This is a genomic window from Paraburkholderia youngii (assembly GCF_013366925.1).
Taxonomy (GTDB): Bacteria; Pseudomonadota; Gammaproteobacteria; order Burkholderiales; family Burkholderiaceae; genus Paraburkholderia; species Paraburkholderia youngii.
Genome location: NZ_JAALDK010000001.1, coordinates 1,414,794 through 1,436,972 on the forward strand (window position 1 = coordinate 1,414,794; position 22,179 = coordinate 1,436,972).

The window sequence follows — 22,179 nt, forward strand, 5'->3', positions numbered from 1 at the left end:
GCGCCAACGTTATAAAGCGCTTTTTCCTCCACGTGGCGCACACCTGCGCAGTCATGGCAGAATCGACAGCGCCTTCGTCGCCTTGCCGAGAATACCCAATGGACCAACTGGTACTGGATGCATTCGACGCCGCCGCGCTGATCCCCGGCTTTCGCGCGCCACACCTGCCGCAGGAACAGCCGGACGCCTCGACCCTCGACGTCGCCGAGCACGCGATGCGGCACTGGACGAGCGCCGTCAGCGGCCCGCTGACGCCCGGCTCGGACGTGCACCGGCGCGAAATGTGCCGCATGTTTCGCGAAACCTTCAATCCGTATCGCCCGTCCGTGCTCGCATGGCCGCCGCTCGAAGCCGCGACGCTCAAGCGCATCGTCGATCTGCCGATCTGGGACATCGCCGTGCAAACCGAAGGCAGAGCGCGCCTGCGCATGGCCGCCTACGCGGCGACGCTCGACACCCCGGACCTGCGCGACGCGCTCGCTCTTAACGCGTGGGAAGAAAACCGCCATAAGGAAGTGCTGTCGCGCATGGTGCATGCGTATGGCATCGAGCTCGCGAGCGAGCCGCCGTACATCTATCCGAAAGACACGGAACGGGCTTACCTCGTGACCGGCTATAGCGAATGTATCGACAGCTTCTTCGCGTTCGGCCTGTTCGAGGTGGCGCGGCGCTCGGGCCTGTTTCCGCCGGAACTGACCGAGACGTTCGAGCCGGTGATGCAGGAAGAGTGCCGCCACATTCTGCTGTTCGCGAACTGGGTCGCCTGGCATCGCGCGCAGCTTTCGTGGTGGCAGCGCATCCGCTTCGAGCTCAAGGTGGCGGGCGTGTGGGCGTTTCTGATTTGGGAGCGCATCGGGCTCGCGCGTGCGATGGATGCCGATGGCAACGTCCACGAGCACGATAACAACTTCACGGTCAACGGCGCGCAGTCAGTGACGGATGTCGATATCAGCGTGCCCGAATTGATGCAACTGTGTCTTCAGGAAAACGAACGTCGCTTCGCGGGGTATGACCCACGACTGTTGCGGCCCGAAACGATGCCGCGGCTGGTGCGCTTCGGCTTGAAGTTCGTGCGCAAGAAAAGGTAAACCGCGAGTAAGCCACGCGGAACGCATACGCGTTCTGCCGGCGCGCGCCCCACATTCGAGAATTGCGAATCGCTGCTTGACGGTCGAAGTCACTCGCCATCGCAGCGAATGGCGCGGGAGTCATGCCCGCGTCAGGCTGACGCCATGCGGCTTGCGTAAGCTAGGAACCCAGACGAACGACAAGGAGCGCGCAATGGAGTCTTTCCCGCTGTTCATCGTCGGCTCGCCCAGGTCCGGAACGACCTTTCTTTGTTCCGTGCTGAACGCGCATCCTCTGATCCAGCTGACCAACGAATGCCGCGTCTTTGCATTGCTGAAGGACTTCCTCGAAGTCGGCTGCCATCGCGCCGATCTGCTCGGCGAGAGTTCACGCGACCGCCTGCTCGCATTCGGCCATCGTACGTTGGGCGGGTGGGTCGAGCGCTTCTATCGCGAAGAACTGAAGTTCGGCGCGCCGATCTGGGGCGACAAGCATCCGTCGTACGCCGACCCTACGGTACTGTCGGGCCGAACGGGCTCGATCGAACGCCTGCCGCGCTCCGGTTCCTGCTTGCGTCTGATACGCGAACTGCTGCCGCAGGCGCGCTTCATTCATATCCACCGCGATCCTCGCCACGTGGCCAATTCGCTCTTGCACAAGCATTGGACCGGATCGATCGAAGACGGCATCCGCGTGTGGGGGCAATACGTCGGCGAGATCAACGCATTCTTCGAAGAGATCCCGGCGCCTCACGCATTGACCGTGTCGTACCGGAAGGTCATCGAAGAACCGTGTGAGACGGCGGCCAGCATCGGGCAGTTTCTCGGCCTCGCGGATGCATCGCCGATCAGCGACTTCCTGATCTCGCAACGCCGCTCGCCGACGCCGTTCAGCGATCCGGTGACCGATATCGGCGATCTATATCTGATTCCGGATACGGCCGCGAGCGACGACACCCTGCTCGCTCTCGCGGGAAGCCAGGCGCGCCGGCTGGGTTATGCGGCGGCCTGAGGTGGCCTCTCAGCCGCGCACCCCTTCCACGAATCGCGCGATCCTGTCGCACGCCTCGATCAATCGATCCTCGCCCACCACCAGCCCCAACCTGACGAAGCCGTTCGCCGTTTCCCCGAACGCGCTCGCGTCGAGCACGGCCACGCCTTGCGCGCGAAACAGCTGCCACGTGAACTCGGTCGTATCGAGCCCGGTCCCGCTGACGTCGACCATCACGAACATGCCGGCTTCGGGCAACAGGCATCGCAAGCCCGGCACGCGACGCAAGCGCTCGAACACGACGTCGCGCCGCCGCCGGTAGATCTCGCGGATCTCGGCGACGAACTCGGCCCTGTTCTCCAATGCCGTCAATGCGGCCTGCTGGATGAAGCCCGGCAGGCCGTACAGCATTGCGAGCGCGAGCCGCGCCATGTGCTCGATCAGCGTCGCCGGCCCGATTGCCCAGCCGACGCGCCATCCCGCCATCGCGTGCGACTTCGACAAGCTGCCGATCGTGACCGTGCGCTCCGCCATGCCGGGCAGCGACGCAATGCTCACATGGTCGCGTTCGAACGTCAGTTCCGCATAGACCTCGTCGGACAGCACCCACAGGTCGTGCTCGCACGCAAGCCGCGCGATGCGCTCGAGATCCGCGCGCTGCATCACGACGCCGGTCGGATTGCATGGCGTCGCGAAGAAGATCGCCTTCGTGCGCGGCGTGATCGCCGCTGCGAGCGCGTCGCAATCGACGTGAAACGCGCGCGCCGGATCGACCGGCACCGCGACCAGCGTCGCGCCCGCCGCGCGCACGCAGGCCTCGTAGGTCAGATACATCGGCTCGGGAACGATCACTTCGTCGCCCGCTTCGAGCAGGCACAGCGACACCGCGAACACGCCGTTTTGCGCGCCGGCGGTCAGCACCACGTTGGCCGCGCTCACGTCACGGCCCGTGGTACGCGCGTGCTCGGCGGCGATCGCGGCGCGCAGCGGCTCGCGACCGGCCATCGCCGTATAGTGCGTATCGCCCGCGCGCAGCGCATCGATCGCGCGCTCGACGATCGGCGCCGGCGTCGAGAACTCGGGGTCTCCTACGCTCAGCACGATCACGTCTTCGCCCGTCGCTGCCGCCTGCTGCGCGACCCGATGAATTTCCCACGCCGACGTGCGACGCCCTTGCAGCCGCTCGACCAGATTCGAATACTTCATTGCGCTCACCCGTTCCATTCGACCCGCCAATGTAAAGGCACGCCGGCGAAACGTCCAGATACGAAAAAGGGTCATGCGAGCGGACAACCTCGCATGACCCTGTGCGCAATGTACTGCTGTTTGAACGACTGCTTTGCTTCAAACCCCCGTTAAAACTTCGGTGCGTCAAAGCTGCCGGCGCAGTTCCGCCGGCGGCACCTTCATCAGATGCCGGTATTTCGCCACCGTGCGCCGCGCGACCAGCACGCCCTGATCCGCGAGCATCTTCGCGAGCGTCACGTCCGACAGCGGATCGCGCGTGTTCTCTGCGGCGATCATCTCCTTGAGCAGCGCGCGCACCGCCGCGGCCGAGCAGGTGCCGCCGCTTTCGGTGCCGAGCTCGCGCGGGAAGAAATGCTTGAACTCGAAGATGCCGCGCGGCGTCGCCATATATTTGTTGCCCGTCGCCCGCGAGATCGTCGATTCGTGCAGACCCAGCTCGTCGGCGACGTCGCGCAACACCATCGGCTTCAGCGCGATCTCGCCGTACTGGAAGAAGGCCTTCTGATGCGCGACGATGCATTCGGCCACCCGCTGGATCGTGTCGAAGCGCTGCTGCGCGTTGCGGATCAGCCAGCGTGCTTCCTGCAGCTGCTGTGCGAGCGGCGAGCGGCTCGCGCCGGCCGACTGCGCGAACAGCTGTGCATACATGCGATGGATTCGCGCGCGCGGCTGCACTGCCGGATTGATCGACACGACCCACTTGTTGCGCGCCTGACGCACGATCACGTCGGGCACCACATAGTTATCCTCGGCGCGGCCGTAGCAATTGCCCGGCTTCGGATCGAGCTTGCGCACCAGCGCGCAGGCCACGCGCAGTTCCTCCGCGCTGCAGCCGATCTGCTTTTGCAACTCGGCCTGCTCGCGGCGCGCGAGACGTTCCAGATGATGCTCGGCGATCTGCCGCGCGACGTCGCGCCCCGGCGTGTTGGCGGGCAGCGCATTGATCTGCAGCGCGAGACATTCCGACAGCGAACGCGCGCCGAGCCCCGGACGATCGAGCGATTGCACGAGGCGCAACGCCACCAGCAGTTCTTCCTCGGTCAGCGTGGGCTCGAGATCGACGCTGTCGGCGAGGTCGGCGAGCGACTGCCGCATATACCCGTCTTCGTCGAGTGCCTCGATGATGAAACGGGCCACCGCGCGATCGCGGTCGTCGAGCCGGTATAGGCGCAACGCGTCGTGCAACTGCTCGCGCAGCGTGGGTTGCGAGCGAGCCCATTCAGCCGGGTCGCTGCCGTCCGCGTCGCCGTTCTGGCGCGCCGAACTGCGCGAACCGTAGTCGCCGGAAAAATCGGCGGGCATGTCGTCCTGGCCCGCGCTTTCGAGCGTATCGCTAGCGGAGTTTTCCGCCGGCAGTCCGTCCGGCTCGGCGGCTAGCGCATCGGCGGCGGGCACGTTGGCGTCTTCGCCATCAGCCGGCGTCGTGCCGGCGAGCGCGACGTCCTCTGCTTCGGATGAGTCGTATTCGAGGAACGGATTGGTATCGAGCGCCGTGCGCAATTCCTGCTGGAACTCGAGAGCCGACAATTGCAAGAGACGCACCGACTGCTGAAGACGAGGCGTCAGTGCAAGAGACTGCCTTGTGCGTAGTTCGATTGAAGGCATTGGAGTTGATCCCGTTCGTTGGTAGTCAAAGACTCAATGAGCCGAGTGCACTCTTCAATGCAACGTCCGTACCAGGTCGCGCAAGACGCTGTTTTGATTACGCTTTGTTTATTCAGGCCGAGGAATTAACGGGACCGCGAGCGCCGGTTTTTACAAACGGCTGGCAATTTCCGGTCCCTTTTCTTCACACCTCGGACGGCCTCGGGCACGGTCGCAACGCAGCCCTATTCATCAGTCGAAAAACCCTGATGGATACGGCTTTCGCGAGCGGTGTCACCGGGACCCCAGCGGCCGGGCACGATACATGCGGAGCAGCGTTGTGTGGAGGGACGCCGCCCTTCGTAGACACGCCAGTCATGCGTGGATGCGAGTACGGCGCCCGGTGTCGAGAAACGGGCCCCTGACGGTACCGTAGCGGCCACGACCCCACGTGTGTCATCAGCGGCTTGCGCCGCGATCGGCCACCGGCAACAAGACCGCCATTTTCATCACCACCTGAAGGAGAAAACCATGAAGACGATCCAGCTTCTGAAGACCGCAGGCAGTATCGCTGTCGTCGCGTTCGCGCTGAACGCGAACGCCCAGACCAGCGCTTCGGCTCCGCCCGCGGCGTCGGAAAGCGTCGGCCAGCATATCGACGACGGCACCATTACGACCAAGGTCAAGGCCGATCTGCTTGCCGCGAAGAACGTCAAATCGACGCATATCCACGTGAAGACCCGCAAGGGTGTCGTGTGGCTCACGGGTTCGGTGCCATCGGCCGAAGACAAGACCGCCGCCGAGGATGTCGTGCAGAACGTGAAGGGTGTCGAGAGCGTGAAGAACCATCTGAAGGTGGCCGCCGACTGATATCCGCATGATCGGTTCACGCCGATTCGACTGAGCGGAACGAAAAGAGCCGGCTGCGGAGCCGGCTCTTTCTATTGCATCGATGCGTCGATCAACGCTTCATCGCCGCATACCGGTCGCGCAGATCGCGCACGCGATCATGATTCTGCAGTACGCCCTGGTATTGCCGCTCGACGATCGCACGCACATCGGCCGGCAAATCCTTTTCGAGCGCATCGTGATAGCGCTTCTTCGCGACGTCCTCGCCCTTTTCGCACTCGGCGAGAATCGCATGGTCGCTGCGATCCGAAACCGCCGATCTGACGTCGACCCAGCCGCGATGCAGCGCACCGGTCATGCTGCCGCCGGTTTCCGGCTTGCCGCCCAGGGTCTGAACGACATCCTGCAACTCACGCGCGCCGCGCGAGCACTCGTCTGCTGTCGAGCGAAACAGCATCTTCAGCTCTTCGTCGTGCGCATCCTCGGCTGCCTTCATAAAGCCCTTTTCGCCATCCTTCGACGTTTCGACCAGGTCATTCAATACGGAAACAACGTTGGTAGCCATTCAATACCTCCAAGGGTTTCGTTCATCGCGGAATCCGCCGCGCGGAGCTTTTTATGTGCGTCGCGATGAATCGGTTCGACGCGCGGCGGGCTGCATGGGAGAGCTCGCATCACGCGTGCCCGGCATACACGCTTGGCGCCGCGTTTCGATCTTCGCTGGAGTGGCACAGCAGTTGCGGCCGCTCGCATGACGGCATCACGCCTTCCTCATGCTGGCCGACGAATAGCGAAAGGCAGCTCGAACGATTTCAGCCGCCGCACGACATGCGGCAACCGTGGGTGTAACGCGACGTCGAAATCGCGCGGTAAACCGAAAACGGCCCGATCATCGTCATCGGGCCGTTTTCCGTTGGCATACCGCATCGCTTACATCACTCGCGCTTCTCCGCGAATTCCTTGACCGGTTCGGGCGTCTTCAGCGGATCGAAATCGGCCCAGTGTCCCTGCTGCCAGCGGCCGGTCGCCTTCTCGATCGACACGCCGCCCGCTTCACGCAGCACGCGTGCGGCATCGAGCTGATTGTCGGGCGACACGTGCACGGCGACGAGCACGCCCGATTTGCGGGCCTCCTCGTGATACGGCACGCGATAGTCCGATTTGCCATGCTCCTTGGTGCGCAACATCGCGCCGATCAGCGAGCCGACATACGCGCCGACGCCCGCCGCGATCGGCGACACCAGCAGCGGTGCGGAAAACGCCGCGAAAATCGCCACGCCGATCACCGCGCCGATGACCGCACCGATCGTCACGCCCAGGCCTCCGCCTTTGGGCGCCTCTCGCGCGCCGGGGTCGGCATCGGTGTCGCCGCCGATCGGGAAGCGCGCATGCTGGCCGCGCGGATTGACGAAAAACAGCGTGACGTCCTCTTCGACGAAACCCGCCTCGAAAAGCTTTTGCGCCGCGCCTTCCGCGGCCGGAAACGTCGTGAAGCGTGCTGCGACGATGAGTGACATTACGCCTCCTTTATCGTTGATTGGCGTTCACGGACCATACCGTCGCCGGGGTGGCGCGCGTCACGAGCAGCGCGCCCAGTCAGTGCGACACGCGGCACCCCTACGCCGCGGTGCCGCGATCCGGTTCCATGCCTTCCACTCTGAACAGTCCGCTATGCAACACCACGCCTTCTCCGTTGTTCTGGTCGAGCGCTTCCGCGCAGACCGAGCGGATGCGCTGACGGCCTCTGTCGAAGGCGGCCATCAACGCAGGTTCGAGCGCGGATTCCGCGCCGAAATGATCTTCCAGAGCCTCGGCGGTGATCAAGCAGACCACCGGCTCGCCATCGACGCGCGCAAGAAACCGCACGGTCAGATTGGCGCCGTCGAAGACCGGGTCGTCGTCGGGGAAAGTGATCTGCATCAGAGAGTCCTCATAAGCAGGCCGTGGCAGGATCGCGTTCATGACGAGCCCTTCAAGTTGCCGGCCAGTTGCTGCGCCATCTCGAGGTGATGCTTGATGGTTGGCAGCGCTTGCATGGCCGCGGCCTTCAGTTGCGCGTCGGTGCCGCTTTCGCTTTGCTGCTGGAACAGATCCACCGCACGCTGATGCGCTTCCACGCCGACCTGCTCGACGTAGGCCGCATCGAACCCGGAGCCCTTCAACGTCTGCAGTTTGCCGACCAGCGCGGAATCCGCGGACGGCGTCGGCTTGAAGCCCTTCTTCGCGACCAGCGCGGCCATCGCATGCGCGAGCTTCGTGTGGTCGGCGATCATCTGTTGCGCGAACTTCTTGACCTGCGGATCGTTCGAGTTCTTCAGCGCGATCTTGCTGGCGGCGATTTCGGTGGCGTCCGACTTCGACGCTTCGAGCACGAACTGCTGATCCGCGGGCGACAGCGTCGTTTTACCGGCCGGCGCGGCACTCGCGGGCGCATCGCTCGCCTGCGCGCTGGCCGTGTCGATCGTTGCCGCGCTCGCGCCCAACGCGGCCAGCGCGGCGGTCAACACTTGTAGGGAATACCGGAATTTCATGCACTTTCTCCCTGTCGAATCGCCGATGCGCAGTGTCGAATCACGATGCGCCGGCGTCGAAGCCAGCGCGCCGCATTCGATCAAGCCGCCTTGCGCTTCGTCAGTTGCCCGATCAGCGTCTTGTTGAATGCGGGCAGGTCGGCGGGTTTGCGGCTCGAAATCAGATTGCCGTCCTCGACCACTTCCTGATCGACCCACGTGCCGCCCGCGTTACGAATATCGTCCTGCAGGCTAGGCCAGCTCGTCACCGTGCGCCCCTTGATGATCCCCGCCGATACCGGCAGCCAGGTGCCGTGGCAGATCACCGCGATCGGCTTCTTCGCGTTGTCGACCGCTTTGACGAAAGCCTGCGCCTGCGGCAGCAGTCGCAACGCATCGCCGTTCACGACGCCGCCCGGCAACACCAACGCGTCGTAGTCTTCGGGACGGGCTTTGTCGAACGTCGCATCGACATCGACGGTGTCGCCCTTGTCGACGTGCTTGAAGCCCTGGATCTTGCCCGGCTTCGCCGAAATCACGTGGACCGTCGCGCCCGCCTCGGTGAGCGCGCGTTTCGGCTCCACGAGTTCCGCTTGCTCGAAGCCGTCTACGGCGAGTACCGCTACCTTGTAGCCATTCAGTGCATCAGTCATGCGTCCTCTCCTTACAGTGGCGCCGCGCTCGCCCGCTTGCTCGTTATGCAGGTGCATAGCGCGGCGCCTTCACTAAAACGTTGTCCCGCAAGACGCGTGCCCGCTTGCGCCGGTCAGCGCGAGCCGCTTCGTGCGCGAAACGCAACCCGGTCAGACATCGGTTTCCTCTTCACCGGATCGCTCCGCGCCCGGAGGCACTCGCGGATCGACGACGTGGTCGGTGTCGATATCGCGATCCGCTTCCAACGTCGAATCGCCGTCGGCCGACGCGCGCTCGCCCGTACCCGAGCGATCGGTATCGCTGCCGAGCTCCGCGTCGCCGGTTTCGAGCGCGTGATTGTCGAGCTCCGTATCGACGTCGAAATCGTGACGCTTCGCGCCCGCCACGTCGCTGCCGCTATCGGACGAGTCGCTGGGACCCAGCGCGCCCGTCGTGCCGGAGGTTTGCTTGACAGTCCGCTGCGGCTCTTCATCGGGATTAAGTGTGCTGGTCATGAAAGCCCCCTTTCCAGTTGGTCACGTCGACTTATTCCGCAAGGACCGTTCCGCTCGAGCGCCCCGGTTCAGGGTGAATGGCATTCCCCTTGCTTCAGCCGCTTGAAACTTCTACTTGCGACCATGACTACCGCGACTCATTCCACGACCGCATCACGCAACCCGGCGAGCGCGACCGACAACACCGCACCGCAGCCGATGCCGCCGGGCCTGCGCCACGCCGACGACACGAAACCCGGCTACACGCGCAAGCGCGAGCGGAACGGCTTCAGCTATTTCGACCTGAACGGCAGGCGCATCGTCGATGAGAACGAGATCCAGCGCATCAACTCGCTCGCGATTCCCCCCGCCTATGAAAACGTGTGGATCTGCCCCGATCCGCGAGGTCATCTTCAAGCGACCGGCCGCGACGCGCGCGGCCGTAAGCAGTACCGCTATCACCCGCGCTGGCGCGAAACGCGCGACGCCGACAAGTACGAACGGATGGCCGAGTTCGGCCGCGCATTGCCGAAAATCCGCGCGCGTGTCGCGCGTGACCTGAAGCTGACCGGCATGCCGCTCGACAAGGTCGTCGCGGCCATCGTGCAGTTGCTCGACACGACGCTGATTCGCGTCGGCAGCGCCGAATACGCGCGCGACAATCAGTCATTCGGATTAACGACGTTGCGCAAGCGGCACGTGAAGATAAAGGCCGGTCAATTGCGCCTCCAGTTCCGCGGTAAGAGCGGCATCGAGCACGACGTGACCGTGGACAATCCAACCGTCAAGCGCATCGTGCGACGTTGCGCGGAGCTGCCCGGCCACGACCTGTTCCAGTATCTCGACGAAGACGGCACGCGCCACGGCGTCGGCTCGGCCGATATCAATGACTACCTGCGCCGCGTGAGCGGCGCCGACTTCACCGCGAAGGACTACCGCACATGGGCCGGCAGCGTATATGCGCTGGCGGCATTGCGCCGTTTGATGTGCAGCAGCGCAGCCGAAGCGCGCGGTCATATCGTCGCAACCGTGAAAGACGTGGCGAGCCTGCTGCGCAATACGCCCGCTGTCTGCCGGCGCTGTTATATCCACCCGGCGATCATCAGCGCGTTCGAGGCCGACGAATTGCGGAGCCTCGCGCCAGGTCAAGCGCGCCGCGGACTCAAGGTGGATGAAGTGGCCTTCGCGGTGCTGCTGGCGCAGGCGGAAAAACGCGCGGCGAAACTCGCGCGCGCGACCAGTGGGAAAGGACGCAAGACGCGGGAGTCGCCGGCCGACGACACCATCAACGGTTCGCTGACGAGTCTGCTGAAAAAATCGCGCGTGGTGCGCAAGAAATCCCCGGCCGCGAAACACGAAAGCGCCGCGGCCCAAATGCACACTGGGCTGGAACTTCCATCTGAATCGAAACCGGCGGCCCAGTGACGGGCTCGGCGATGAATCGGCGAAGGCTCAAACGTCTTCCTCGAATGCCGCCATCACGAGCCAGACATCGCGCTCGCCGTCCCGTATCTCCGCCGCCAGCGCATACTCGTCGCCAGGCGAACAAACGCTCGCGAGCGTGTTATGCGCGACTTCGCCGTTGTCGAACACGCGCTCCGACAACGGCCGCACTTCCTGCTTGCCTTCGAACATCGGCTGTTGCCGACGATACACGAGCGTCTCGGATTTCCAGTTGCTGAAGCACTCGCGAACGTGCGCGAAGTCCCCCCCGCAGATGTTCGCCTGATAGTGAATGTTCCTGGTCACGATATTCTCCCCCGATGCGAAGCGGCATCGTCCGTGCGTCACGACGAACGCAACGGTGCATCGCCGCTTGCGCATCGATCCAGCGTTACTGTCCCTTTGTATCGCTGCTGGCATCGGCGCCGGGCGTGTTCGTCGTGTCGTTCATTGGCTTCGTTGCCTTCGACTTCTTGTGATGGTGCTTCATCGACGAAGTCGAGCCCCCGGTGCTGCCCATCGCATTCGGTGCGGGCTCGTTGCCCGCCGTCGGCGCGGCGGTCGCCGCGCCATGCGCATTGCCGCCGCCGGCGCCGCTATTGCCGTTGCCGCCGCCCGTCTGCGCGAACGCGGCGCCCGACGCGAGGGCGCCCGACGCGGCCACACATGCCGCGACCAGCCATGCCTTCGGATACTTGCTCATCTGGCTTCTCTCCATGAAGTAAAAAGGACGGTTGTGATCCTTCAGTTCCTGCCGCCATCGCTGAAAGTCGAGCAAGGCCTATGCCGCGCGATGCATGCGTCGCATGCGCGCTTCGCGCTTCGCCGGGCAGCGCTTGCGTCGGCATGGACGCAATAATTGCAAACGCGCTCGCATCCTTTACGCGCGCGGCGCCTCGTCGGGAGAATGCGGCGCCGGCTGGTATCGAGAAACTGCCGAGTAACGGGGGAGCAACTGCGCCGCACGGCCCGATGGAACGGCCGTTGCTAAATGTCTCGGTACATTCACCCCATCAAAGGAGCCCATCATGGTGATGCAGACCCAGACGCAAGGCGCGAACATCGTCGGCAAAGGCGCCGCGACCGCGGAAGGCCCAGGCCCGGACGTAATGGCTGCGGCTACGCTCGACGGCAACAAGGTCATCAGCAGCGACGGCGAGCACATCGGCAAGATCAAGGACATCATGCTCGACGTGCGGTCGGGCCGCATCGCGTATGCAGTGCTGTCGAGCGGCGGTTTTCTCGGCATCGGCGACAAGCTGCTCGCGATTCCGTGGAGTGCGCTGACGCTCGATACGCAGGAAAAATGCTTCGTATTGAACATGGTGGCCGAGCGCGTGAAGAACGCACCGGGATTCGATAAGGATCACTGGCCATCGATGGCGGATCAGACGTGGGCCACCACCGTGCATCAGTACTACGGCAGCGAACCGTACTGGGGCGGCGACGTCTATACGAACCGCAACGACGTGGGCGTCGGTGAAATTCCCCCGGGTTCGTCGGATGCACCCGAGGCCGGCGGCGTGAAGCTCTGATCGCCGAACCGACCATTTCCGATGCGTGGCCAGTCCGGCATTCCGCTTCAGGAGCAAACACAATGGCGACCCGAAAGACCAGCAGCAGATCGAAACGCCCTGTGTCGCGTGGCAAGTCGGGACGGCCACCGCGCCAGCGCCATGCGCAGGCGCAGGCCGCGCATCGCGCCAAAACCGCGAAGTCGAGCGGCGCATCCGGCGCGAAGAAATGGTCGCATCATGTGATGGAAACGAGCGACGCGATGGACATCCAGAAGAATATTTTCAAAACCGGCAGCGCGGAGTCCATCGCGCAATCGTTGAAGCACTCGTCGACGGTGAGCCGACGACGCAAGGGCACGCCGTTTCAATCGGCGATGTCGATGCTCAATTTCTACGTCAATCGGGCGGGCCGAAACCTGCCGAAGGAGCGGCGCGATACGTTGCAACAGGCCAAGCGCAAGCTGCGCGAAGCGTTTGGACGCGAGCCGCGGTGAGCTGCCGGGATCGCGGCGGCATTACGCGGCCAGACGCTTCAGTCGTCGCCAGGCTGAATGCCGAATGCACTCTGCACGGCATGACCCGGCGAAGACGATGGCGGGTTATCCGCTTCGTCGAAAGCCGACAGCACCGCGCCGATATACGTCGCGTGCCCGCTCGCGATTTCCGATGGCGCGCGGCGAAAGCGTTCCAGTAACGCACGCATCGGCGGTCCCTCGTCCACGAAGCTATTGACCATCCCCATCGCGCCGCCGATCCCCCTTATCGGTGATTCGATCTCACCTGCGATTTATGGGCAAGCGAGTCGTCATTGAAGGTGTCGAAACTGCAGAACTGTTTGCGTGGGTCAAGACAATCGATCAGATCGACCTCACACCCCACCGCCGCCCACGGTCCGCTGACTCTTCCACTGCCCCTGCTGCACCTCGAACAGCGTATAAGGCGGCTTGATCAGATCCCCATGCGGATCGAACGCGATTTTCCCCGTCACGCCCGTTACGTTCACTTTCGGGAAAGCCGCGACGATCTTCGCGCGATCGAGCGAGTCCGCGCTCTGAATTGCCTGAATCATCGCGAGCGCGGCGTCGTAGGCGAACGGCGCATACAGCTCGACATCCTGATTGAAGCGCGCCTTGTAGCGCTTGCCGAACTCCTGCGCGGACGGCAGCTTGTCGAGCGCAGGACCGGGCTCGAGATCGCGCGTCCCCTCGCCCGCGTTGCCGGCAATCTGCAGGAACGCGTTGCTCTTCAGCGCCCCCGCGCCAAACAGTTGCGCGGGCATGCCGAGCGAGCGCATCTGCTTGACCAGCATCGCGCCTTGCTCGTCGAGTCCGCCGAAAAAAATCAGGTCGACGTTTTTCTGCTTCAACGAAGTCAGGATCGCGCGCAGATCGACCGCCTTGTCGTTCGTGAATTCGCGATCGACGACATTGCCGTTCGCCTGCTTTGCGCCCTTCTCGAACGCATCGGCGAGGCCCTGGCCGAACGCGGTGCGATCGTCGATGATGCCGATGCGCTTCGCCTTCAACTGCTGCACCGCGAACTCGCCCGCGATCACACCGCCCACGCCGTCGTGCCCCATCGTGCGAAACACGTTCGCGAAACCCTGCGCCGTGAGCGCCGGATTCGTCGAGCCCGGCGTGATCATCGCGACGTTCGCCGTGTGATAGACGGCCGAGGCCGGAATGCTGCAGCCCGAGTTGTAATGGCCGATCACGCCGACCACGCCGTCGTCGACGAGCTTCTGCGCGACCTGGATCGCGATGCGCGGATCGGCCTGATCGTCCTGCACGTCGAGCACATATTTGACGGGTTTGCCGCCGATCATCGGATGCTTCGCGTTCGCTTCATCCACCGCGAGCTGCGCGCCGTTCTGCAGATCCTTGCCGACCCGCGCGACCGGTCCGGTCAGCGGTCCGACGAAACCGATCTTCACGATTTGCGGCTCGGCGCCGTACGACGGCGCATGCGCGCACAACATCCCAAGGGCGAGTGCGACAACCAGGTTTCTGCGTTTCATGATGTCCGTCCTCTTCCGTGCAGCAGTTGCGGTGGTTAAAAACGACGTGGGCTGTAAGGCGCGAGATCGACCGGCGGCACGCGCCCCGCCACCAGATCGGCGACGACGCTGCCCGTCACGCCGCCCAGCGTGACGCCCAGATGCTGATGACCGAATGCGTAGACGACGCGCGGCGACGCGCTCGACGCTCCGACGACCGGCAGGCCGTCGGGCAGGCTCGGCCGGAAACCGAGCCAGTCGCTATCCGGTTGAGGCAATTGCGGCAGCGCGAGCCGCGCGGAGCGCGTGATCAGATCGAGCAGCGCGGCATTGCGCTGCGGTCCATAGCCGCCCAGTTCGACGGTGCCCGCGGCGCGGATGCCGCCGTCCATCGGCACCATGTAGAAGCCGCGCTCGGCCCAGCCGCACGGCCGTGAAATCAGCGACGACGTGCCGGGGAAGCGCACGTGATAGCCGCGCTCGGTATCGAGAGGTACGCGGTCGCCGCATTGGCGCGCGAAGCGGCCGGAAAATGCGCCGGCACAGACGACCGCCTGCGCGGCATCATATGCGCGACCTGCGTCGTCGACGATGCGCACGCTGTTGGCGCCCGGCACGAGCGTGCGAACCGCGACGCGCTCATGCCGGAGGCCACGAGCGAGCAGCGCCGCGTGCAACGCCTGCAAAAAGCCGTGCGGGTCGCCGAGGAACCAGCTGCCGTTGAACAACGTGCCGTGCGCAAAGATCGGCGCGAGATTCGGTTCGAGTGCGGCAATGCCGGCGCGATCGAAGTTTTCGAAGCGCACGCCGAGCGAGCGGCGCAACGCGAGCGACGGCTGGGCCGCGTCGAACGACGCCGCATTCGAATACAGGTACAGGCATTCGCGCGGCCGCACGAAGCGCGACAGGTTATCGCTTTCGAGCATCTCGCGGTAACCGTCGAACGCGCGCGACAGCAGGCTTGCGAGCGCTCGAGCGCTGTGCTCGTAGCGCCGCGGCATCGACGCGCATAGAAAGCGCACAAGCCAAGGCGCCAGTTGCGGCAGATAGCGCCAGCGAATCCGCAGCGGACTCGTCGGCGAAAACAGGAAACGCGGCAGATTGCGGAACACCGCCGGGTTGTTCACCGGAATGCAGCCATAGTTGGCGAACGTGCCCGCATTGCCGTATGACGTGGCCTCGCCCGGACCGAGCGCGTCGAACAGCGTGACGTGGTGACCGTCGCGCATCAGCCAGTAGGCGCTCGACAGGCCGATGAAGCCCGCGCCCAGAACGGCGACTTCGCTCATCGCGTGCGCCGCCCGGCCGCACTGGCCGCCCGACCCGAACTTCCGCCCGATGCATCGACCGGCAGGAGCGTGCTCTGCTGCTCTGTCACGACCGTCCCTCCTGTACCACAGTTGCGCGTCGTCTTTCGACACAACGCCACACAAATCATGCTTTAATACTCACACAAAGTTTTTTTGTGTGCAATTAATTTGGCTTTGTGTGGACTTAGGTACTTTCCCCGAGCGAAACGGGCTGGCATCGTGCAGTGCGATGTACCTCCAGTTGCCGATGCGACGACGAAGGGGTTTAGTATTGGCAGGGTCCTGCACGCTCGAACGGGATTTTGCATGGAGATTCACGCTGGATGAAAAGCGCAATTGACCACACAAACGGTGAGGACGTGCTCCAGACAAAGGGCCGTCAGCCGACTTATCTCGAAGTGTCGCGCAGCCTCGAGGAACAAGTCCGCAGCGGCCTCTACCCGCCCGGCAGCCGTCTGCCGCCGCAGCGCGAGCTCGCGTTGGAGCTGGGCCTGAATGTCTCCACCGTGTCGCGCGCGTACAAGGAGTTGCAGGCGCGGGGGCTGATCGTCGCGAGCAAGCGGCGCGGCTCGATCGTCACCGGCGGCGCCATGCCTGCCGTGCATGCCCGCAGCGACAGCACATCTGCAAGCGGCCACGCCGACGCGAACGCCGTGCTGGACCTGACCGTGAACCGGCCCGCCACCGGTGAATTCCTCACACAGCTCGCGCGGACGATGGCGCAGATCGCGCACGATCCCCGCTATCCGCAAACCCAGGAATATCAGCCGCCGCAGGGCCCCGAATGGGCGCGGGCCGCGGGCGCGCAATGGCTCGCCGCGCCCGGCTTCACGCCCAGCGCCGACAGCGTGGTCGTGACGAGCGGCGCGCAGCATGGCCTGTATGCGGTGCTGAGCAGCCTGATGGGGCATGAAGGCGTGATCCTGTCGGATCAGCTGACCTACTATGGCCTGAAAGCCCTCGCGCCGGTGTTTCAGTTCGAACTGGTCGGCATTCCGAGCGACGACGAAGGGCTGCTGCCCGACCGTCTCGAAGACGCGTGCCGGCATCGGCGCGTAAAGGCGATCTTCACGGTGCCGAATCTGCAGAACCCGACCGTCGTGACGATGAGCCTCGCGCGTCGCGCGGCGCTCGCCGAGATCGCGCGCCGGCATCACATCGTGATCATCGAGGACGACGTGTACGGCCCGCTGCTGCAAGCGCGCTTGCCGACGATTGCGAGCCTGTGCCCGGAGCTGACCTTCCACATCACGTCGACCTCGAAGATCCTCGCACCGGGCCTGCGCATCGGCTATCTGCACACGCCGCCGCATGGCGCGGCGCTGGCCGCGGAAGCGGTGCGCACGACCGCGTGGATGCCCGCGCCGCTGTCCACGCTGATCGCCACGCGCTGGATCGAGGACGGCACCGCGCAGACGATCCTCGACGCGCAACGGGCCGAGTTGCGCGCTCGCCAGGAGATCGCGCGCGAACTACTGCCCGCCGAGCATCTGAAGAGCGATCCCGCATGCATGTTCGTGTGGTTGCGCGTGCCGCCGCCGTGGCGCTCGGACGATTTCGCGGCCAACGCGCTCGCGCGCGGCGTCAACACGATGCCGGCCTCTGCGTTCGCGGTGGATCGCTCGACGGTCGAACACGGCGTGCGCATCAATCTCGCTTGCGCCGAGTCGCGCGAGCAGCTGACGCGCGGCCTGCAAATTCTCGCGCACACGCTGCGCGACCGGCCGCGCGCGCTGTTCGGCACGATCTAGACTGCGGTGGAAGCATCGGGCGGAGCCGCTAGAATACGGCACGACCCTGCCCCTGCGAGCCGCCTTCATCCGATGACTCCGTCCGACGATTCGAGCCCCTCCTCGCGCACGCCCGCCGCCGATGCGCTGTTCGCGTTCCTGAAGACGCTGCCGCTCGGCGACCGCTTGATCGAGGGCGGCTTCATGGCCGTGCAGGCGGTGGCGGGCGCGAGTCTCGCGTTCGGCATCGGCCGCGCGCTGCACACCGAGCAGGCGTTCTGGGCCGCGATCACCGCGATCGCGGTGAGCCAGCACAGCTATATCGACACTCGCAAGCTGTCGCGCGACCAGTTCATCGGCGCGATGGTCGGCGGCATTTGCGGGCTGATCGGCACACTCGCGGGCGGCGGCCATTTTGCCGCGTACGCGGCGACCGTCGCGGCCGCGATCCTGATCTGCTGGGTCGTCAACGTCGGCAGCGCGGCGCGCCTTGGCGGCATCACCGCGACGATCATGCTGCTGGCGCCGGGCATCGGCCCCGCGTGGGACAAGGCTTTTCTGCGGCTTGCCGAAGTGACGCTCGGGACGGTCTGCGCGCTCGTGGTCGCGCGGCTGATGGCGTCGCTCGAAAGACGTGCGTTCAGCAAGGGCGAAACGCCCAAATAGAATCACGCGCGCCTCGACTCTTTAGTCAGTCATCCGGAGCATCGTCCGTTTGCGCGCGACGCCGGTAACGTCCCGGCGTCACGCCGACGCATTGCGCAAACGCCTTGCCGAACGCCGCCTCCGACTGATAGCCGACCGCCTCGCCGATGTCCGCCGCGCTGCGTTGCGTGCGCAACAGCAGGTCGCTGGCGATCGCCATGCGGATCTGCGTCAGAAAATCCATCACGGTCATGCCCGCGCGCTCGTTGAAACGGCGCGCGTAGGTCGCGCGCGACATCGCCGCGCGCTCGCCGAGTTCGGAGATCGTCCACGCGCGTTCGGGTGCGTCGAGCATCGCTTGCACCGATGCGCCGAGTCGTGCGTCCGTCAGCAACGCGAGCATGCCGGCGCTGTCCGCATTGCGCTCGCCGTGCACGCGCAGTGCCATTGCGAACAGCGCGTGGCTCAAGGCCGTCACGATGGTGAGCGCGCCAGGCTGACGCCGCGCCGCTTCACCGCGCATCAAAGTGATCAGCGTTTGCAATGCATCGAGCGTCTGCGCGTCCCCGAGCGACACGCGCAGCGGATCGGGCAGCGCATCGAGCAGCAACGCCGACGAACCGGGCGCATAGACGAAGCGGCCGCACAGCAGATCGACGCCTTCATGAGTCGCGGTGTGGTTGGGCGTCTGCGCGGATGTGGCGGCTTCCTCACCGTCGTTGCGCCGCACCGGCAGCATGCCGTCGTGCCCGAGCGTCAGCGGCAGGCCGCCCGACGAGCGCTTCACGTCGCGCACGCGATGCGCGGCGCCACGCGGAAACAGCATGAAATCGCCGGCCTTCAATTCGAGCTGCTCGCCGGCGGCGGTCTCGATCACGCAACTGCCGTCGAGCACCAGATGAAACGGCGCGACGCCCCTCTCCAGCGGCGCGTGATCGATATCGAATGCGCCTGATAGCAGGCAGCGAAGATCGAGACTCGCTTGCGGCCGGGCAAGGTCGATCAGGCGACTGAGCGTGTCCATGAGACGAGCGCGCTAAAAGTTGAGTCGAATGAGTATTCAGGATATCGCGGCGCGGCGCAATACTGTTTCCACGACGCCGGCAACCGCTGGCGCGCAACGGACCAAGGAGCACTGCCATGTTGGACTGGATCGATTACCGCAAGGAACTGTTCGGCCGTATCGGCGAAATGTCGAAGCTCGCGCCGGACAGCGTAAAGGCGTATCAGGCGATGTCGAATGCCGGTCAGAAGACCGATCTGCTCGGAGCGAAAACGCGCGAGCTGATTGCGCTCGCGGTCGCGGTGAGCCTGCGCTGTGACGGCTGTATCACGGTCCATACGGCCGAGGCGCTGAAGCACGGCGCGACCCGCGAGGAAATCGCCGAAGCGCTCGGCGTCGCGATGGCGGTCAACGCGGGCGCGACGCTGGTGTACTCGGCGCGCACGCTGGACGCGGTCGCCGCGCATGCGCAGGGGTAAGCGAGTCGATGATGAGCCGGGGCGCTCGCCAAGTCGGCGTGCCTCGTAACGCGCCGCATCGACCGATCATGTTCGGCGATGCGGCGCGCGGCCTTTGTTGAAGCGATTGATGAAGCGAGTATCAGCCAGCCGCGCGACCTTTCCTCAGAACTGGATTGTCGTGCGCAAGCCGAGAACCGCTTCGTTCCTGATGCGCTGGGACGAATCGTCCGGGTCCGGAATCCCGCCGCCCGGCCGCCAGAAGTACTGGAAGTCCGCTTGCAGCATCCACCACGGCGCGACCTGGTATTGATAAGTGGCTTCGAGCACCGTCTCCGCGCTGCGTGACGGATAGCCCGGCGTGTACAGCGCCTGCGCGCTCGCCAGATTCTGCGCGTGAGAACCGATCTTTGCATAGCCGAGCGCAAGCCCGACCACATCGTTGTCGCGCCCCTTGAACGGCGCCTTGAGTGTGACGCCCGCGTTGACGCCGAGATCGACCAGATTGCGATCGCCCGGCGCACCCATGATGCGGGCGAACACGCCGACCGACTGCGGACTGTCGGGGCCCGCGCGCCACACCATCTGGTCGGCAACCGCGTAGAAGCTGTAGTTGCCGCGATGATTCGTCGGCATGCCGTTGCTCGCCGGATTCGCCAGCGACAGGCCGCCGGTGTCGAAACCCTGATCCGCGAAGTGGTTGCTGTTGTACCAGAAGCCAAGCTTGTAGGTGCCCGGCAGGCCAGCCGGCCTCGGATCGGAAGGATTCGCCGACGGCTGGTTGATCGCGTACTGCAGTTCGCCGATCACGAGCGCGCCGTTGCCGAGATTGAAGTTCGTGCCGCTCGCGTTGAGCTTTTGCGGATCGCCGACGCCTGGCGCCGGGTTGCCGTCGAATACGCCGCCCAGCACGGTGACGCCGTTCGCGAACGATGCGCGCGCCCTCACGCCGAGCGACGACAGCGGATAGGCCGGTCCGCCCGCGGGCAGATCGACGGCCGGCAGCACCGGCCAGCCAAACGTTGCGTTCATGAAGGTGGCCGCGTACTGGCTGACCATGAACTCCTGATCGAGACTCTGCTGGCCGATCTTCACATCGACGTTGCCGAGCGACTGCTGATACCACAGTTCCCACAGACGGGTCGCGGCGTCGGCTTCGATGCCGCTCGCAGTTTGCAGTGTTTGCAGATTTCTGGCGGTCAGGCTCGTGCCGTGAATCTGCAGACCGGAGACGTTGAAGGTGCCGCCCGGCAATCCGAAGGCCTTTTCCGTATCGACGACGAGTCCGAACCCGGTCAAGCCTTGATAGGCACCGCCGCGATTCGTGCCGCCCGACAGGTTGCCCATGTATTCGCTGGTCTCCTGCAGATTGAACGTCACGCCGTAGTTGCCGAGCCAGGGACGCAGGCCGCCCATTTCGCCGAACAGGTTCGAGCGCTCCCACAATCCGGTCGGCGCTGCGACGGTCTGACCGGCGGGCGCCGCGTTGTCCGTGGCGCCGGGAACCGGTGCGGCCGGTGCAGTCGATGGCGCCGCTTGCGCCGGGGTGGCGTCGCCGGGTGTCTGCGCGAACGCGCAAGGGCCGAGGCCGAGGGAAAGAACCGCAGTCACGGCGATCGAACCGCCGGAGCCCAGTAGTCTGCGCTTGTCGATATTTTTCATCGGTTATTGGGGATTGGAGTTATAGGCGGATCGCTCCGTCGTTATTCGCACATGCGCATGGACGTGTGTGAAAGATCCGGCAAACAGCAAGCGCAAATGCGAAAGCGCAATCGCCTCTGCAAGCAGGCTCGCAAACGACGGTCAAAAAAAGAGCAGGCGTGCTACAGAAAACCGACGGCAAGGCCGGTTGGAATTGAAGCGCGCTAACCCGACTTCAGCGAGTCAGCGGCGAAGGAGTGAACCTGCGGCGACTATCTCGCGGTGGTGCTGCCGGTGCTGGCCGGCATCGGACTTCCACTTTCTGGACACGGGTCCATGGACGACTCCTTCGATACGTTGGGGCGGATTGTATTGACATGCTCCCAAAAAGCGCAAGTAAAAATCGCACAAGGACGGCCTCGGGTTCTTTCGAAGAATGTTGGCTCTGCTTACAGAATCTGGTTGACTCCGGTTCTTTACCGCGTCTGGAATTCGCCCGTTTTCTCAAATGAGGCTGATGCCTTGGACACCTGCAGTAGTCAATCTTCGAACAGTTTCACTGCCTGACCGGCAGAACGGTGCGCGCCGCAGCAAAGCCCCTTCGTGCACCTCGATCATTAGCGCCATGTGGACGCGGCCTTCGCTCGTCCACGCTGGCACGCCCTCGCAAGCCTTCGGGTTTGCGGCCGGCGCTCGCCCATACCCGCGCCTGCTCGCGGGTTCGGACGAGTTCGGTAGAGCCACGCTGCGCGTATGCGCGCAGTTCAACCCGACGAGGGGCCGACATGCCCGACAGTGACAGTTGTTGTTTATGCCCCTTCCCTTCAGCCTTACAGAAGGAAAGCAGCTAGCACCCTGACGCCGCGCCAAGCGTGCGATGTTTTGCCAAGCTCCTGTCACGAATCGACGCCATCATCGAAAGATTGTGGTGTTGCCTCGTCGTGACCGTTGCTTGCTGAATAAGCCCTTTCATCAACTTGCAATTCGTCATGTTCCAACTCAACGATCCGTCGCGAATCGATGCGCAGGCCACCGCCCTGTACGGCAGCACGACTTCGCT

General features: G+C 64.4%; 24 protein-coding genes. 9 read left to right on the forward strand and 15 right to left on the reverse strand.

Annotation, left to right across the window (positions count from 1 at the left end; all coding sequences use genetic code 11):
• The first annotated feature begins 98 nt into the window (after positions 1-98).
• Together G5S42_RS06550 and G5S42_RS06555 are read left to right on the forward strand one after the other, a co-directional pair.
• The gene (locus tag G5S42_RS06550) at positions 99-1,088 is read left to right on the forward strand and encodes a ferritin-like domain-containing protein (RefSeq protein WP_176106056.1); all 990 of its coding nucleotides are present in this window, start codon (positions 99-101) and stop codon (positions 1,086-1,088) included.
• A gap of 193 nt (positions 1,089-1,281) precedes the next feature.
• Positions 1,282-2,079, forward strand: coding sequence for a sulfotransferase family protein (locus G5S42_RS06555; RefSeq protein ID WP_176106057.1), 798 nt, complete (start codon positions 1,282-1,284; stop codon positions 2,077-2,079).
• A gap of 9 nt (positions 2,080-2,088) precedes the next feature.
• On the opposite strand, the gene G5S42_RS06560 is transcribed toward G5S42_RS06555, so the two are convergent.
• Entirely contained in the window at positions 2,089-3,264 is a 1,176-nt protein-coding gene (locus G5S42_RS06560; protein WP_176106058.1) for a pyridoxal phosphate-dependent aminotransferase, read from the reverse strand.
• A gap of 165 nt (positions 3,265-3,429) precedes the next feature.
• The gene (locus tag G5S42_RS06565) at positions 3,430-4,911 is read right to left on the reverse strand and encodes an RNA polymerase factor sigma-54 (protein ID WP_176106059.1); all 1,482 of its coding nucleotides are present in this window, start codon (positions 4,909-4,911) and stop codon (positions 3,430-3,432) included.
• Between the two features lie 510 nt (positions 4,912-5,421).
• Here G5S42_RS06565 and G5S42_RS06570 point away from each other — a divergent pair.
• The gene (locus G5S42_RS06570) at positions 5,422-5,760 is read left to right on the forward strand and encodes a BON domain-containing protein (protein ID WP_176106060.1); all 339 of its coding nucleotides are present in this window, start codon (positions 5,422-5,424) and stop codon (positions 5,758-5,760) included.
• A 91-nt stretch (positions 5,761-5,851) separates the two neighbouring features.
• On the opposite strand, the gene G5S42_RS06575 is transcribed toward G5S42_RS06570, so the two are convergent.
• From G5S42_RS06575 to G5S42_RS06600, 6 genes are all read right to left on the reverse strand, one after another.
• Positions 5,852-6,304, reverse strand: coding sequence for a PA2169 family four-helix-bundle protein (locus G5S42_RS06575; RefSeq protein WP_176106061.1), 453 nt, complete (start codon positions 6,302-6,304; stop codon positions 5,852-5,854).
• Positions 6,305-6,674: 370 nt separating this feature from the next.
• Complete coding sequence (locus G5S42_RS06580; RefSeq protein WP_176106062.1) at positions 6,675-7,256, reverse strand: glycine zipper 2TM domain-containing protein; 582 nt, start codon at positions 7,254-7,256, stop codon at positions 6,675-6,677.
• Between the two features lie 100 nt (positions 7,257-7,356).
• Positions 7,357-7,701, reverse strand: coding sequence for a DUF1488 family protein (locus G5S42_RS06585; protein WP_176106063.1), 345 nt, complete (start codon positions 7,699-7,701; stop codon positions 7,357-7,359).
• Positions 7,698-8,270 carry a DUF4142 domain-containing protein gene (locus G5S42_RS06590; protein ID WP_176106064.1) on the reverse strand — a complete coding sequence of 191 codons (573 nt, stop codon included), beginning with the start codon at positions 8,268-8,270 and terminating at the stop codon, positions 7,698-7,700. The genes G5S42_RS06585 and G5S42_RS06590 overlap by 4 nt, the downstream gene beginning before the upstream one ends.
• Positions 8,271-8,350: 80 nt before the next feature.
• The gene (locus G5S42_RS06595; RefSeq protein WP_013091830.1) at positions 8,351-8,902 is read right to left on the reverse strand and encodes a type 1 glutamine amidotransferase domain-containing protein; all 552 of its coding nucleotides are present in this window, start codon (positions 8,900-8,902) and stop codon (positions 8,351-8,353) included.
• A gap of 150 nt (positions 8,903-9,052) precedes the next feature.
• Entirely contained in the window at positions 9,053-9,397 is a 345-nt protein-coding gene (locus G5S42_RS06600; RefSeq protein ID WP_176106065.1) for a chemotaxis protein, read from the reverse strand.
• A gap of 123 nt (positions 9,398-9,520) precedes the next feature.
• On the opposite strand from G5S42_RS06600, the gene G5S42_RS06605 reads away from it, so the two are divergent.
• On the forward strand, positions 9,521-10,801 hold the full coding sequence (locus G5S42_RS06605; protein WP_176106066.1) for a DNA topoisomerase IB: 1,281 nt from the start codon (positions 9,521-9,523) through the stop codon (positions 10,799-10,801).
• A 27-nt stretch (positions 10,802-10,828) separates the two neighbouring features.
• Here G5S42_RS06605 and G5S42_RS06610 read toward each other — a convergent pair whose 3' ends face one another.
• Together G5S42_RS06610 and G5S42_RS06615 are read right to left on the reverse strand one after the other, a co-directional pair.
• The gene (locus tag G5S42_RS06610) at positions 10,829-11,125 is read right to left on the reverse strand and encodes a hypothetical protein (RefSeq protein ID WP_176106067.1); all 297 of its coding nucleotides are present in this window, start codon (positions 11,123-11,125) and stop codon (positions 10,829-10,831) included.
• 85 nt (positions 11,126-11,210) lie between these two features.
• Positions 11,211-11,522, reverse strand: a complete 312-nt coding sequence (locus G5S42_RS06615) for a hypothetical protein (RefSeq protein WP_176106068.1) — start codon at positions 11,520-11,522, stop codon at positions 11,211-11,213.
• Between the two features lie 325 nt (positions 11,523-11,847).
• Here G5S42_RS06615 and G5S42_RS06620 point away from each other — a divergent pair, with 325 nt between their 5' ends.
• Positions 11,848-12,354 carry a PRC-barrel domain-containing protein gene (locus tag G5S42_RS06620; RefSeq protein ID WP_176106069.1) on the forward strand — a complete coding sequence of 169 codons (507 nt, stop codon included), beginning with the start codon at positions 11,848-11,850 and terminating at the stop codon, positions 12,352-12,354.
• 62 nt (positions 12,355-12,416) lie between these two features.
• Positions 12,417-12,830: a DUF3175 domain-containing protein gene (locus tag G5S42_RS06625; RefSeq protein ID WP_176106070.1), complete on the forward strand. Its 414-nt coding sequence runs from the start codon at positions 12,417-12,419 to the stop codon at positions 12,828-12,830.
• Between the two features lie 38 nt (positions 12,831-12,868).
• On the opposite strand, the gene G5S42_RS06630 is transcribed toward G5S42_RS06625, so the two are convergent.
• The 3 genes from G5S42_RS06630 to G5S42_RS06640 form a co-directional block, all read right to left on the reverse strand.
• A complete protein-coding gene (locus G5S42_RS06630) occupies positions 12,869-13,039 on the reverse strand; it encodes a hypothetical protein (protein ID WP_246391831.1) in 171 nt (56 codons plus the stop codon).
• A 165-nt stretch (positions 13,040-13,204) separates the two neighbouring features.
• Positions 13,205-14,353, reverse strand: coding sequence for a branched-chain amino acid ABC transporter substrate-binding protein (locus G5S42_RS06635; protein WP_176106071.1), 1,149 nt, complete (start codon positions 14,351-14,353; stop codon positions 13,205-13,207).
• A 35-nt stretch (positions 14,354-14,388) separates the two neighbouring features.
• Positions 14,389-15,621: an NAD(P)/FAD-dependent oxidoreductase gene (locus tag G5S42_RS06640; RefSeq protein ID WP_176106072.1), complete on the reverse strand. Its 1,233-nt coding sequence runs from the start codon at positions 15,619-15,621 to the stop codon at positions 14,389-14,391.
• 344 nt (positions 15,622-15,965) lie between these two features.
• Between G5S42_RS06640 and G5S42_RS06645 the strand changes: the two genes are divergently transcribed.
• Both G5S42_RS06645 and G5S42_RS06650 read left to right on the forward strand, forming a co-directional pair.
• Positions 15,966-17,393 carry an aminotransferase-like domain-containing protein gene (locus tag G5S42_RS06645; protein ID WP_176106073.1) on the forward strand — a complete coding sequence of 476 codons (1,428 nt, stop codon included), beginning with the start codon at positions 15,966-15,968 and terminating at the stop codon, positions 17,391-17,393.
• A 72-nt stretch (positions 17,394-17,465) separates the two neighbouring features.
• Positions 17,466-18,038 carry an FUSC family protein gene (locus G5S42_RS06650; protein WP_176106074.1) on the forward strand — a complete coding sequence of 191 codons (573 nt, stop codon included), beginning with the start codon at positions 17,466-17,468 and terminating at the stop codon, positions 18,036-18,038.
• Between the two features lie 25 nt (positions 18,039-18,063).
• On the opposite strand, the gene G5S42_RS06655 is transcribed toward G5S42_RS06650, so the two are convergent.
• Positions 18,064-19,041, reverse strand: a complete 978-nt coding sequence (locus G5S42_RS06655) for a cupin domain-containing protein (protein WP_176106075.1) — start codon at positions 19,039-19,041, stop codon at positions 18,064-18,066.
• Positions 19,042-19,157: 116 nt separating this feature from the next.
• On the opposite strand from G5S42_RS06655, the gene G5S42_RS06660 reads away from it, so the two are divergent.
• Positions 19,158-19,499 (forward strand): carboxymuconolactone decarboxylase family protein, encoded by a 342-nt coding sequence (locus tag G5S42_RS06660; RefSeq protein ID WP_176106076.1) that lies wholly within the window; start codon positions 19,158-19,160, stop codon positions 19,497-19,499.
• 144 nt (positions 19,500-19,643) lie between these two features.
• On the opposite strand, the gene G5S42_RS06665 is transcribed toward G5S42_RS06660, so the two are convergent.
• Positions 19,644-21,140, reverse strand: a complete 1,497-nt coding sequence (locus G5S42_RS06665; RefSeq protein ID WP_176106077.1) for a carbohydrate porin — start codon at positions 21,138-21,140, stop codon at positions 19,644-19,646.
• Between the last annotated feature and the right edge of the window lie 1,039 nt (positions 21,141-22,179).

Bases quoted from the DNA above. Each gene is read 5' to 3' on its own strand.
- G5S42_RS06550 (WP_176106056.1), top strand. From the start codon at position 99: ATGGACCAACTGGTACTGGATGCATTCGACGCCGCCGCGCTGATCCCC.
- G5S42_RS06555 (WP_176106057.1), top strand. From the start codon at position 1,282: ATGGAGTCTTTCCCGCTGTTCATCGTCGGCTCGCCCAGGTCCGGAACG.
- G5S42_RS06560 (WP_176106058.1), bottom strand. From the start codon at position 3,264: ATGAAGTATTCGAATCTGGTCGAGCGGCTGCAAGGGCGTCGCACGTCG.
- G5S42_RS06565 (WP_176106059.1), bottom strand. From the start codon at position 4,911: ATGCCTTCAATCGAACTACGCACAAGGCAGTCTCTTGCACTGACGCCT.
- G5S42_RS06570 (WP_176106060.1), top strand. From the start codon at position 5,422: ATGAAGACGATCCAGCTTCTGAAGACCGCAGGCAGTATCGCTGTCGTC.
- G5S42_RS06575 (WP_176106061.1), bottom strand. From the start codon at position 6,304: ATGGCTACCAACGTTGTTTCCGTATTGAATGACCTGGTCGAAACGTCG.
- G5S42_RS06580 (WP_176106062.1), bottom strand. From the start codon at position 7,256: ATGTCACTCATCGTCGCAGCACGCTTCACGACGTTTCCGGCCGCGGAA.
- G5S42_RS06585 (WP_176106063.1), bottom strand. From the start codon at position 7,701: ATGAACGCGATCCTGCCACGGCCTGCTTATGAGGACTCTCTGATGCAG.
- G5S42_RS06590 (WP_176106064.1), bottom strand. From the start codon at position 8,270: ATGAAATTCCGGTATTCCCTACAAGTGTTGACCGCCGCGCTGGCCGCG.
- G5S42_RS06595 (WP_013091830.1), bottom strand. From the start codon at position 8,902: ATGACTGATGCACTGAATGGCTACAAGGTAGCGGTACTCGCCGTAGAC.
- G5S42_RS06600 (WP_176106065.1), bottom strand. From the start codon at position 9,397: ATGACCAGCACACTTAATCCCGATGAAGAGCCGCAGCGGACTGTCAAG.
- G5S42_RS06605 (WP_176106066.1), top strand. From the start codon at position 9,521: ATGACTACCGCGACTCATTCCACGACCGCATCACGCAACCCGGCGAGC.
- G5S42_RS06615 (WP_176106068.1), bottom strand. From the start codon at position 11,522: ATGAGCAAGTATCCGAAGGCATGGCTGGTCGCGGCATGTGTGGCCGCG.
- G5S42_RS06620 (WP_176106069.1), top strand. From the start codon at position 11,848: ATGGTGATGCAGACCCAGACGCAAGGCGCGAACATCGTCGGCAAAGGC.
- G5S42_RS06625 (WP_176106070.1), top strand. From the start codon at position 12,417: ATGGCGACCCGAAAGACCAGCAGCAGATCGAAACGCCCTGTGTCGCGT.
- G5S42_RS06630 (WP_246391831.1), bottom strand. From the start codon at position 13,039: ATGCGTGCGTTACTGGAACGCTTTCGCCGCGCGCCATCGGAAATCGCG.
- G5S42_RS06635 (WP_176106071.1), bottom strand. From the start codon at position 14,353: ATGAAACGCAGAAACCTGGTTGTCGCACTCGCCCTTGGGATGTTGTGC.
- G5S42_RS06640 (WP_176106072.1), bottom strand. From the start codon at position 15,621: ATGAGCGAAGTCGCCGTTCTGGGCGCGGGCTTCATCGGCCTGTCGAGC.
- G5S42_RS06645 (WP_176106073.1), top strand. From the start codon at position 15,966: ATGAAAAGCGCAATTGACCACACAAACGGTGAGGACGTGCTCCAGACA.
- G5S42_RS06650 (WP_176106074.1), top strand. From the start codon at position 17,466: ATGACTCCGTCCGACGATTCGAGCCCCTCCTCGCGCACGCCCGCCGCC.
- G5S42_RS06655 (WP_176106075.1), bottom strand. From the start codon at position 19,041: ATGGACACGCTCAGTCGCCTGATCGACCTTGCCCGGCCGCAAGCGAGT.
- G5S42_RS06660 (WP_176106076.1), top strand. From the start codon at position 19,158: ATGTTGGACTGGATCGATTACCGCAAGGAACTGTTCGGCCGTATCGGC.
- G5S42_RS06665 (WP_176106077.1), bottom strand. From the start codon at position 21,140: ATGAAAAATATCGACAAGCGCAGACTACTGGGCTCCGGCGGTTCGATC.